Genomic DNA, 11,097 nt, shown 5'->3' on the forward strand with positions numbered 1-11,097 from the left:
CGGCCCCGCCTTCGCGCGGCCGGCCGTCAGCGCCGTGACCTCACTCGTGCGCCTCGAACGTCCCGAGTTCGGGTACCGGTCGCGGACCTGTGCCCGGGCGCCAGCCCGCGTCGAGCTTGCGCAGGCCCACGCCGTCCGGGGCCCAGATGTGGCAGCTGTTCAGCACCCCGGCCGTGGCGCGCGGGCCGTTCGCGGGTTCGCCCGCGTCACGGCGGCGCGCGTTGGCCGACATGGCCGCCTGCACCACGGCCGGGCCGAGCGCCCGGGCCAGTTCGTAGAGGTGGGAGCAGCCCAGGACACCGCGGAACCGCTCCTGGATCGCCCGGTTGTACCCGGCGGCGACGCCGAGGCCGACCAGGCTGTCGAAGACCGGGGTGATGAACGGGCACTCGGCGTGCGGAAAGGTCAGCATGTCCGCGTCGGCGGCCACGATGGTCATGTCCGCGAGGCGGACCCGCACCGCCAGCACCATCCGGTGGATGTCGGCGACCGCCGGCTCGGCCCACGGCCGTTCGTCCCGCAGCTCCGCCTCGACCGAGATCTCCTCGCCTCCGGGCTCCTGGTGGGCGGTGACGGTGATGGTGCGGCGGTGCAGCGGGAGTTCGGCGCGGCTCACGACGAGGCCTCCGCCGGTTCCGGCACGTTCTCCCCCAGTCCGGCGAACTCCGGCTGCCGGCGTTCGATGAAGCTGCGCACACCCTCGCGGTAGTCGGGGGCGCGTTTCGCCGTGGCCAGCAGCGCGGCGGCGGTGTCGCGGCTCTCGGTGAAGCTTCTCGCCTGGTCGTCGGCGAGCTGCCGTTTGATGAGGGACATCGCGTACGGGCTGGCCGAGCGGGCCAGTTCCGCGGCGTACGCGAGCGCCGCCGGGAGCAGCTCCTCCGGCTCGACGAGACGGTTGACCAGGCCCATCGCCTCCGCCTCCGTGCCAGTGACGCGGCGCGAGGACAGCAGCAGGTCGCTCGCGTTCCCGTAGCCGACGATCCGGGGCAGGAGCCAGGAGACACCGTCCTCGGCCACCAGGCCGCGCGCGCTGAACGCGGCGGCGAACTTGGCGCCCGGAACGGCGAACCGTACGTCGCACATCAACGCCTGGTTGAAGCCGATGCCGGCGCAGGCGCCGTTGACGGCCGCCACCAGGGGCTTGGGGAACGACATGGGCCGGGTGCGCGGCGGCAGCCGGTCGGTCGGCCACGGGCGCGCGCCCGAGGACGCCCCGTCCAGCACGCTCATGTCCATGCCCGGGCAGAAGCTGCGCCCCGCGCCGGTGAGGACGACGGCCCGTACCGCCGGGTCCGCCTCCGCGCGGTCGAACAGCTCGTTGTAGAGCAGCTCCATCTCCAGGGTCCAGGCGTTGTGCCGCTCGGGCCGGTTCAGGGTGAGCAGCATGACTCCGTCACCGGTCAGCTCACCCAGGATCACCGGGGCCGCATGCTCGTTCATCGAGGTCACTCCCAGAGCCCGTTGGCTTTATAGCTAGATGAATCATCTATATACCCAACCATGGTCCGGGCACCAGATCAGGCCTCACCGAGGGAAGATCACCCAACCCTTGACCTGGTACCCTCGATGTACTAAGACGATTCATTTTGCTATATGACGGAGGAGCCCGCCGTGGCCGAGGCAGCCCGTGCAGAAACGCCAACCGTGCCCGTCCCCGCGCGTGGCCGCGTCGGACGTCAGGTGCGTGTCCCGAAGACCGCCGAGCTGGTCGCCGCTGAGCTGCGCCGCCAGATCGTACGGGGCGAGCTGAAGCCGGGCGACGCCCTGCCGCCGGAGTCGGGGCTGATGGAGCAGTTCGGCATCTCCCGGCCGACGCTGCGCGAGGCGTTCCGCGTCCTGGAGTCGGAGTCACTGATCACGGTGCGGCGCGGCGCGCACGGCGGCGCCCGGGTGAGCGCGCCGGACTCCGATGTCGCGGCCCGCTTCGCCGGCCTGATCCTCGAGTACCGCGGCGCCACCCTGGGCGACGTCTACCGCGCCGCGGCCGTCATCGAGCCGCCCTGCGTACGCCAGTTGGCCGCCAAGCACACGGCGGACGACATCAAGCGACTGCGTGACGCGGTGGCGGCCGAGAAGGCCGTACTGGACGACCCGCTGAGCCTGGTCGACGCCCAGGACACCTTCCACGCCCTGCTGGTCGAGCTGACCGGCAACCAGACGCTGATCCTCCTGTGCGGCATGCTGCGCAACATCATCGACCGGGCCAACGCCTCGTACACCGCGGCCGCCACCGACGCGGCGACCCAGAAGGCACAGGCCCTCAAGGGGCACCGGGCCCATGTGCGCCTGGTCGGGCTGATCGAGTCCGGCAAGGCCGACGAGGCGGAGAAGCTGTGGCAGCGCCACATCAGCGGCGCCGACGACGTGGTGAACGGGGCCGGCCCCAAGACGGTGCTCGAACTCATCGACTGACCAGGCGAATCCTCATCGGCCGACCGCGCCGATCGAGGATCGCCGAGCCGTTTCCCCCTCACCCCTTGCGCCTCCGAAACAGTTAGATAATTATAGGAGGCGTACTGAATAGATCTGGGGTCCGGAGGCGACGGCCATGGCCGAACAGCGCAAGCGCATCTTCGACTGCGACCAGCACATGTACGAGGAACGGGACTCCTTCACCCGCTACCTCCCGAAGGAGTTCCTCGGCCAGGCAGTGGCCCCGGTGACACTCGCGGACGGCCGCGAGGTCATCCTCGCCGGGGACCGGATCGTGGTCTGCCTGGAGCCGGAGTTCGGGCAGGTCTACCGGCCCGGCTCGCTCAAGGAGATGCTCAAGGCGATGGCCTCGGGCAACCCCGACGAGACGTACCAGTTCGAGCCGATGCACGAGTCGTACCAGAACCGCGAGGCCCGGCTGCGCGTCATGGACGAGCAGGGCCTCGACCAGACGATCATCTACCCGGGTGGCTGGGCACTGGTCGCCGAGGAGTACGTACAGGGCGTCGAGCCGCTCTACGCCAACTACCACTCGTTCAACCGCTACATGAACGAGGTGTGGGGCTTCAACCACCAGGACCGCATCTACTCCCCCGCGCTGCTGTCGCTGCGCGACCTGGACAGCGCGGTGAAGGAACTGGAGTACGTCCTGGAGCGGGGCGCCCGGTTCATCATGCTGCCGACCGGGCCGCAGTACGGCCGCTCACCGGGCGACCCGTACTTCGACCCGTTCTGGAAACTGGTCAACGAGGCCAAGGCCAGCGTCTGTTACCACATCAGCGAGTTCTACTACAACTCACATGTCGCCCCGGCCTGGGGTCATGACGCGAGCCCCATCCACTTCCGGATGTCCGCGTGGCAGTGGATGAACACCTACGGCCAGCGTCCCATCGAGGAGACGCTCTCCGCGCTCATCTTCGACAACCTCTTCGAGCGCTTCCCCGACATCAACGTCCTGGTCTCCGAGTTCGGCGCCGAGTGGGTGCCGCACTTCGTCCGGCACATGGACAAGAGCCGCGGCATGGGCCGCAACGGTCCCTGGATCGGCGGGCAGTTGAGTGAGCGGCCCAGTCAGGTGTTCCGCAAGCACATCCGTGTGGTGCCCTACCCGGAGGACGACATCCCGAGCCTGGTCAAGCGGCTCGGCTACCACGAGTCGATCGTGATGGGCTCGGACTTCCCGCACGCGGAGGGCATCGCCAACCCCGCCGACTACCGCAAGCTCCTCGCGGAACTCGACGAGTCCGTCCAGGACGACATCATGTACAACAACGCCCAGCAGCTGATCAGCCGTTGAGCCCCTGACGCCCCAACAGAGCGGGCCCGGTACCGATTTCGGTACCGGGCCCGTTCCCGTTTCACCGCGGCTCAGACCAGGTCCGCCGCCAGGTTCGCGATGTCGGTGAGCAGCGCCGTACCGCGCGGAGTGTGGTCGTAGCCGGCGAGCGGATAGCCGTTGCTCAGACAGGCGAAGGACAGGCCCGACTCCGGGTCCATGAAGCCGAGTTGGTAGGCGGCACCCGCGCTGCCGAAGAGCGACGGCGAGCCGGTGGACGGGAGTTGGCTGCCGGCGTCCGGACCGGCCACCGTCACGAACAGACCCATGCTGGTACGCCGGGTCCCACCGCCCCCGTAGAGCTGCTCCCCGTAAGGGAGTCGGGTCAGCCGGATGCGGGTGCCCTCCGCGACCGCCTCCGGCTTCCACAGGCCCGAGTGCTCCAACGCCTGGAAGTACAGGGCGACATCGGCGGCGGTGGCGACCAGGGCGTGGCTGGGCTCCCCGGCCGCCAGGACGCGGGGGTCGGCGAGGTACCACGGTCCCCAGGGGTCGGGTTCCTGGGTGTCGTCGGTGCGGTCGGTGGCGGTCATCGGGGCGACGGTGCCGGGTTGCCGCTCGACCGGGACGCCGAGTTCGATCGAGGTGAGGCCCAGCGGGCGGGCGATCCGCTCGTGGAGGTAGTCGGCGAAGGGCAGCCCTGTGCGCCGTTCGACGATCTCGGCGATCAGCCAGGCGGCGGCGGTGAGATGGAACTGGAAGCGGGTGCCGGGCGGGGTGTCGAGCCGCCAGCGCCCGAAGGCGGCGAGCCGTTGTTCGCGGTCCAGCATCTTCGGGTAGCCGAGGGGGGCGAAGGGGAAGCCGGCGGTGTGCGTGAGCACCTGTTCGACGTTCACCGTCTCCTTCCCGTTCGGCGCGAACTCCGGGATGATCGCGGCGACTTGCTCGTCCAGGTGCAGGAGTCCCTCCCCGAGCAGCTTCCACACGACGCCGGCGACGATCGACCGGCCGACGGACTGCAGGACGTATCGGGTGTCCGGTCCGGCGTCCCCCCAGGTCTCGAACGCCACCAGGCGACCGCCGCGGGCGACGGCGACCTGAGCGGACGGAAGTGGCCCGTCCTCGACCTCCAGACGGATCCGGCGCAGCAGGACGTCCACCCGGTGCGGGTCCACCCCCACGCTCTCCGGGGCGACGACGGAGTGGTCAGTCATGGGCTTCTCCTTGGCCGGGCTCGCGCAGCCGACGCCGTACGACCTTGCCGTTGGCGTTGCGCGGCAGGCCGGCCACGAACCACCAGCGGACGGGGATCTTGAATCCGGACAGCCGGGCGCGGGCGTGCGACCTGAGCGACGCCGGTTCCGGTGGGGCGTCGGGGTCGGCCGGTACGACGAAGGCGACGACGGTCTGGCCGAGCCGTTCGTCGGGTGCGCCCGTGACCGCCACGTCCGCGACGCCGGGGTGCGCGGCCAGGACGGTCTCGACCTCCAGCGGGTGGACGTTCTCGCCGCCCCGAATGATCATGTCGCTGCCCCGGCCGTACAGGTAGAGGTAGCCGTCCTCGGCCACCCGGCCCAAGTCACCGCTGTGCAGCCAGCCTTCGGCGTCGATCCGGAAGAGGTGGTCGGCGCGGGCGTGGATCTCGCCGACGCCGTCCGGTGCGGCGTCGCGCACCCGCAGTTCCACCCCGGGGGCGGGCCGTCCCACGGACCGCAGCAGGTCGGTGCGTCCGGCGACCGCCTCCCGGTGGTCCTCGGGGGTGAGCACGCTGATGGGTGAGCCCTCGGTCTGTCCGAACATGTTGAGCATGCGGACGCCGGGCATCGCCTCGTAGGTCCGCCGCAGGGTGCCGGGGCGGACGGGCGCGCCGCCGTACTGGAGGACACGCAGCGTCTCGTGGTGCGCCTGGCCGGCCGCCAGCAGGGTCTCCAGCATCGCCGGGACCATGCTGGTGTGCGTGGCGCCGAGGTCGCGCAGCAGGGCCCAGCCCTCGACGGTGAAGCGGGGCAGCCCGGTGACCAGTGCGCCCGCGGCGAGGGCGACGGCGATGTTGCCGAGGCCGGCGATGTGGTGGAAGGGCGCGCTGCCCCCGTAGAAACTGTCCGGATCGAGCGCGCAGAGGCGGCCGTTGACGCGGGCGCGGGCGGCCAGGCGGCGCTGGGTCATGCGGACGGGTTTGGGGAGGCCTGTCGTGCCCGAGGTGTGCAGGACGGCGGCGAGGTCGTCGGGCTCGGCGGTCAACGGCCTTGTGCTCGGGCGGAGTTCGGGGACGACGACGGCCCGGCGGCCGGACAGCTTGGCGACTTGTTCGCCGAGTTCCGCAAACTCGGGTTGCGCGACGAGGAGTTGGGCTCCGGACGCTTCGACCACGGCCGCGATCTCGTACGGCGTCATACGGACGCCGAGCGGGGCGAGCGGGTGGCCGGACCCGGCGCCGCCGATGACGAGCGCGAGGGCGTCGGCGGAGGTGGCGGCCAGGGCGGGTACCGGGGCGCCGGGGGCGAGGCCGAGGGTGTCCAGCCAGTCGGCGGCGCCTGCCGCCCGGTCGAGGAGTTCGCGTCCGGTCCAGGTGAGGTCCCCGAACCGGACGGCGGGACGGGAGTGGTCGTAGGCGGCGAGCACCGTCGCCGTCCAGGTCAACTCCTGCTCGGCGCCCACCGGTTCAGGGCTCCAGCAGGGCCGTCGCGGTGCCGGTGACCACCTCGGCGCCGTCCTGAGTGACGGTTCGCAGCGAGAAGTGGGCGACCGGGCCGTCCGGCGAGTCCTCGACCGACTCGACGGTCGCCGTCGCGGTCAGGGTGTCGCCGGGCCACACCTGGGCCTTGAAGCGCACCCCGAAGGTCAGCAGCGCCTCGACGCCGACCCAGTCGGTCAGGACGCGGCCCGTCATGCCCATCGTGAGCATCCCGTGGGCGAAGACACCGGGGTAGCCGGCGATCTCGGTGGCGAATCGTTCATCGGTGTGCAGCGGGTTGAAGTCGCCGGACGCGCCCGCGTATTGGACGATCCGGGTGCGCTTGAGGTCATCGACCAGCACGCTCTCGCGCGTCTCACCGACCTTGACGTCGTCGACACTCAGGCTCATCGGGCGTCCTTCCGGGTGGCGGGGGCCTCGGGCACGACGGCCACGGTGCGGGCGCTGACGACCGGTTCGCCGTCGGCGTCCCGGTACTCGGTGATGCGCTCGCTGAACAGCAGGCGGCCGGTGCGGCCCTGCTTCTCCCAGCTGCGGCCGGCGACGGTGGTGGCGTACAGGGTCTCCCCCGCGCGCACCGGCCGGTGGTATTCGAAGTGCTGCTCGGCGTGCAGACCGCCACCGCCCTCGGGCATCACTCCGGGCTCGGCGCCGGACCCGAACCACTCCTCGCCCGGCTTGGGCCGCAGCCGGTAGTCGGGGTCGTGGTGGGCGCTCGCCATGGTGAAGGTGGGCGGCGCGAGCGCGCTCTCGCCGACGTAGGCCGGGTTCTCGTCGCCGATGGCCCGGGCGAACGTCAGGATGTGCCCGGCCTCGACCGGGAAGGGCTGCCCTGTCATCTTCCAACTCCTCGGTCAGTACGGCAGGAACGCGTCGCGGGTGGCCTCGTCCGGGTCGAAGTCCGGGGGCAGTCCCTCGAACTTGGGCTCCCGTTTCTCCACGAAACTGGCGACCCCCTCGCGGAAGTCCGGCGAGCCCGCGAAGAACTCCATGGCGGAGTAGGAGCGGGCGAGCGCTTCGGTGAAGGGGCGGTCGAGGTCGCCGTACACCTGGTGGCGTACGACGGCCATGGCGCGCGGTGAGCAGTTGCGGGCGATGTCGCGGGCGTAGGCGCGGGCCGCGTCGAGCAGGTCCTCGGGCTCCACCACCCGGCTGACGAGGCCGAGTTGCTTCGCCTCGTCGGCGTCGAAGACGCGGCCGGACAGGAGGAGGTCGAGGGCGTTCTCCAGGCCGATGACGCGGGGCAGCACGTAGGGGAGGTTGTATTCGCCGGCGAGGCCGCGGCGCGTGAAGGCGGTGGTGAAACGGGCGCCTCGGGCGGCGAAGCGTACGTCGCAGATCAGGGCCTGGACGAGTCCGATGCCCGCGCAGGCGCCGTTGACGGCCGCGATGAGCGGCTTGGGCATGTTCCGCCTGCTGTACATGGGCACGCGGGCCTGGAGGTTGAGGGACTGGCCCGGTTGCGCGTTCTGCTCCAGCCGCTGGACGTCCATGCCGGGGCAGAACGCCCGGCCGGCGCCGGTGACGATCACGACGCGGACGGCGGGGTCGGTGGCGGCCTCGTCCAGGAGGGCGAAGAAGCGGCGCTCCATGGGGAGGCTCCAGGCGTTCTTGCGCTCGGGCCGGTTGAGGGTGACGGTGGCGACACCGTCCTCGTCGACCTCGTACAGCACCAGGTCCTGGTCGGGTTCCTCGGGCATCGCGTCACTCCTCGGTCAGCGGGTCGATGGGGTCGATGGGTTCGCCGACTCCCGGCCGCTCGCCGGAGATGGTCACCACCACCTGCCCCCGGGCGCAGACGACCCCGTCGGTCATCACGTCGACGTCGGCGAAGTGCAGCCTGCGGCCCCGTCGGACGCAGCGCGCGTAGGCGACGGCCTCCCGGCCCCGGGCGGGCGCGAGGTACTGCACCGACATCGAGACGGTGCTGAGCCGACTCCCCTTCTGGAAGTCGTGCCCGGCGATCACGGCTCCCGCGCCCGCGGTGTCGATGAGCGCGGAGAGCACCCCGCCGTGGAACACGCCTTCGTGGGCGGTGAGTTGCTCGGCGTAGGGAAGGACGACCTCGACGCCGTCGGGGTCCCAGCGGACCATGCGCAGCCGGCAGAGGCGGTTGAACGCGACGCCGCGCTCCCAGCGGGACCGGAACCACTCGCGGCGTTCGCGCTGTTCCTGGTCGGTGAGGGGTCTCGCCGCGACGGTCATCCGCACGCCCTCCGGTCTCGGCCGGTCAGCCGATCCATATAGTTACATGAATTGGATAGTTGAAGCAATCACACGGGGCGCAGCCGGGGCGCCAGATGTATTATTTATATAACTCATTCGATGTCCGTGAACAGAGGGAGACCTCGATGCCGTCGACCGCCCTGGCCGGGATCCGCGTCCTCGACCTGTCCCGCATCCTCGCGGCGCCCCTGGCCACCCAGCTGCTGGCCGATCTCGGCGCGGAGGTCATCAAGGTCGAGCGGCCCGGAACCGGCGACGACTCACGGACGTACGGTCCGCCGTTCGCCCCCGGCACGGACACCGCGGCCTTCTACCTCTCCTGCAACCGCAACAAGCGGTCTGTGACGGTCAATCACGCGACCGCCGAGGGGCAGGAGTTGATCCGCTCCCTCGCCGCCCGCTCGGACGTCCTGGTCGAGAACTTCCGCGCGGGAACGCTGGCGAAGTACGGCCTCGACCACGAGAGCCTGCTGGCCCTCAACCCGCGCCTGGTCTATCTGTCGGTCACCGGCTTCGGTCAGACCGGCCCGTATGCCGGGCGGCCCGGCTACGACGGCATCTTCCAGGCCATGTCCGGGATGATGAGCGTCTCCGGACACCCCGACGAGCCGATGAAGGTCGGCGTCAGCATGGTCGACATCCTCACCGGCCTGTACGCCGGCACGGCCGTCCTGGCGGCGCTGCGGCACCGGGACGCCACCGGAGAGGGCCAGTTCATCGACCTCTCCCTGCTCGACTGCGGACTGGCCTCACTCTCCCACTTCGCGATGAACTACCTGGTCTCCGGGGAGGTTCCGCAGCGGCGCGGCAACGGCGGCTACGGCGGCATCCCCTCCCAGGCGTTCCAGTGCGCGGACAAGCCGCTCTTCCTCGTGGCGGGCAACGACAAGCAGTTCGCCGCGTTCTGTGCGGCGGCCGACCGCACGGACCTGCTCCAGGACTCCCGGTTCGCCACGACCTCCGCCCGGATCACCCACCGGGAGGAGATCCTGCCGGTCCTCGACGGCATCATGCGGACCCGGACCCGGGACGACTGGTTGGCCCTGCTGGACGAACACGACGTGCCGGCGGGCCCGTTCAACGAGATGCCCGAGGTCTTCGCCGACCCCCAGATCCGGCACCGGGAGATGCTGGTCGAGGTCGACGATCCGGTATCGGGCCGACTGCCGCTGCTCGCGAATCCGATACGCCTCACGGCGACCCCGGTCGAGGGCTACACCCCGCCGCCCGCGCTGGGCGAGCACACCGCCGAAGTCCTGTGCGCGCTGGCCGGGGTGACGGAGGATCAGCTCGACGGCCTGCGGGCGCGAGGCGTCGTCTAGGGCCTGTCCGGCGGATCCTGTCGTAGCCGCGGGGCCCTGGCCCGGTCGATCCGGCACACGGGTGAACTTCGAAGTGGCCCAGGAATTTGTCACGGAAATGGACCACATGCCTGGGCTGCCTCGCTCCTAAGGTCGGAGGCATGACGACGTGCGCATAGCCGAACGCCCCTTCCATCCCCGCGATATTTCCAGCTGAGAGACAGATGATCGAGGAAGTGATCCCATGAAAGCGATCGAGGTGACGGACCAGGCTGCGGGAACGGCCGGGATGACTCTGGTGGAGCGACCCGAGCCGCAGCCGGCGATCAACGACGTCGTCGTCCGGATTCACGCATCGGGATTCGTCCCGACCGAGATGGAGTGGCCCTCGACCTGGACCGATCGCGCCGGCCGTGACCGGGCACCGTCGATCCCCGGCCACGAGCTGGCCGGGGTGGTCACCGCCCTCGGCTACGGCACGACGGGGCTGTCGGTCGGGCAGCGAGTGTTCGGCCTCGCCGACTGGCACCGTGACGGAACCTTGGCGGAGTGTGTGGCCATCGAAGCACGCAACCTCGCGCCGCTTCCCGGCGACGTCGACTTCACGGTGGGCGCGTCCCTGCCGATCTCAGGTCTGACCGCGTGGCAGGGGCTGTTCCAGCACGGCCGCCTTCAGGCCGGCCAGACCGTCCTCGCCCATGGCGCGGCCGGGGCGGTCGGGACGATGGTGACCCAGCTCGCCCGTGAGGCCGGCGCCCATGTCATCGGCACCGGACGCGCCGCGGACCGTGAAAAGGCGCTCGACTTCGGCGCGCACGAGTTCGTCGACCTCGAGAACGACGCGCTGGAAGACGTCGGCGGCGTCGATCTGGTGTTCGATGTCATCGGTGGCGACCTTCAGAAGCGGTCCGCCGACCTGGTCAGGGCCGGCGGAGCACTGGTGTCCGTCGTCGGCCCGGTCGAGTCACGGCCCGCTGCCGGCGGCCTGGCGGTGGACTTCGTCGTCGAGGCCGATCGTGCCGGACTGGGAGAGATCGTGCGGCGGGTGCGGGACGGACGACTGCGGACGAACATCGACATCGTCGCGGACCTGGACGATGCCGTCGCCGCCCTCAATCCGACCGGGCGACGCAAGGGAAAGACGATCATCCGCGTTCGTCCGTGAG

The 11,097-nt window shown here is 70.6% G+C and carries 12 protein-coding genes; 4 read left to right on the forward strand and 8 right to left on the reverse strand.

Annotated elements, in window-relative coordinates:
* Positions 1-40: 40 nt before the first annotated feature.
* On the reverse strand, positions 41-616 hold the full coding sequence (locus R2B38_RS01985) for a DUF2889 domain-containing protein (RefSeq protein ID WP_318014641.1): 576 nt from the start codon (positions 614-616) through the stop codon (positions 41-43).
* On the reverse strand, positions 613-1,440 hold the full coding sequence (locus R2B38_RS01990) for an enoyl-CoA hydratase-related protein (RefSeq protein WP_318014642.1): 828 nt from the start codon (positions 1,438-1,440) through the stop codon (positions 613-615). Before R2B38_RS01990 ends, R2B38_RS01985 begins: the two co-directional genes overlap by 4 nt.
* A gap of 240 nt (positions 1,441-1,680) precedes the next feature.
* On the opposite strand from R2B38_RS01990, the gene R2B38_RS01995 reads away from it, so the two are divergent.
* Positions 1,681-2,412: a FadR/GntR family transcriptional regulator gene (locus tag R2B38_RS01995; RefSeq protein WP_318014643.1), complete on the forward strand. Its 732-nt coding sequence runs from the start codon at positions 1,681-1,683 to the stop codon at positions 2,410-2,412.
* A gap of 136 nt (positions 2,413-2,548) precedes the next feature.
* Complete coding sequence (locus tag R2B38_RS02000; RefSeq protein ID WP_318014644.1) at positions 2,549-3,730, forward strand: amidohydrolase family protein; 1,182 nt, start codon at positions 2,549-2,551, stop codon at positions 3,728-3,730.
* A gap of 71 nt (positions 3,731-3,801) precedes the next feature.
* On the opposite strand, the gene R2B38_RS02005 is transcribed toward R2B38_RS02000, so the two are convergent.
* Genes R2B38_RS02005 through R2B38_RS02030 form a run of 6 tightly spaced genes read right to left on the reverse strand, consistent with a single transcriptional unit; the run spans position 3,802 to position 8,609 of the window.
* Complete coding sequence (locus R2B38_RS02005) at positions 3,802-4,923, reverse strand: serine hydrolase domain-containing protein (protein WP_318014645.1); 1,122 nt, start codon at positions 4,921-4,923, stop codon at positions 3,802-3,804.
* Positions 4,916-6,367, reverse strand: coding sequence for a class I adenylate-forming enzyme family protein (locus tag R2B38_RS02010; RefSeq protein ID WP_318014646.1), 1,452 nt, complete (start codon positions 6,365-6,367; stop codon positions 4,916-4,918). Before R2B38_RS02010 ends, R2B38_RS02005 begins: the two co-directional genes overlap by 8 nt.
* A 4-nt stretch (positions 6,368-6,371) precedes the next feature.
* Positions 6,372-6,794, reverse strand: a complete 423-nt coding sequence (locus R2B38_RS02015) for a MaoC family dehydratase (RefSeq protein WP_318014647.1) — start codon at positions 6,792-6,794, stop codon at positions 6,372-6,374.
* Positions 6,791-7,243, reverse strand: coding sequence for a MaoC family dehydratase N-terminal domain-containing protein (locus R2B38_RS02020; RefSeq protein WP_318014648.1), 453 nt, complete (start codon positions 7,241-7,243; stop codon positions 6,791-6,793). The genes R2B38_RS02015 and R2B38_RS02020 overlap by 4 nt, the downstream gene beginning before the upstream one ends.
* A gap of 15 nt (positions 7,244-7,258) precedes the next feature.
* Entirely contained in the window at positions 7,259-8,104 is an 846-nt protein-coding gene (locus R2B38_RS02025; protein WP_318014649.1) for an enoyl-CoA hydratase-related protein, read from the reverse strand.
* Positions 8,105-8,108: 4 nt separating this feature from the next.
* A complete protein-coding gene (locus tag R2B38_RS02030) occupies positions 8,109-8,609 on the reverse strand; it encodes a PaaI family thioesterase (protein WP_318014650.1) in 501 nt (166 codons plus the stop codon).
* 146 nt (positions 8,610-8,755) lie between these two features.
* On the opposite strand from R2B38_RS02030, the gene R2B38_RS02035 reads away from it, so the two are divergent.
* Positions 8,756-9,952: a CoA transferase gene (locus tag R2B38_RS02035; protein ID WP_318014651.1), complete on the forward strand. Its 1,197-nt coding sequence runs from the start codon at positions 8,756-8,758 to the stop codon at positions 9,950-9,952.
* Positions 9,953-10,175: 223 nt separating this feature from the next.
* A complete protein-coding gene (locus R2B38_RS02040; RefSeq protein ID WP_318014652.1) occupies positions 10,176-11,096 on the forward strand; it encodes an NADP-dependent oxidoreductase in 921 nt (306 codons plus the stop codon).
* Position 11,097: the final 1 nt, after the last annotated feature.

The sequence above is a fragment of the Streptomyces sp. N50 genome (genome assembly GCF_033335955.1).
Taxonomy (GTDB): domain Bacteria; phylum Actinomycetota; class Actinomycetes; order Streptomycetales; family Streptomycetaceae; genus Streptomyces.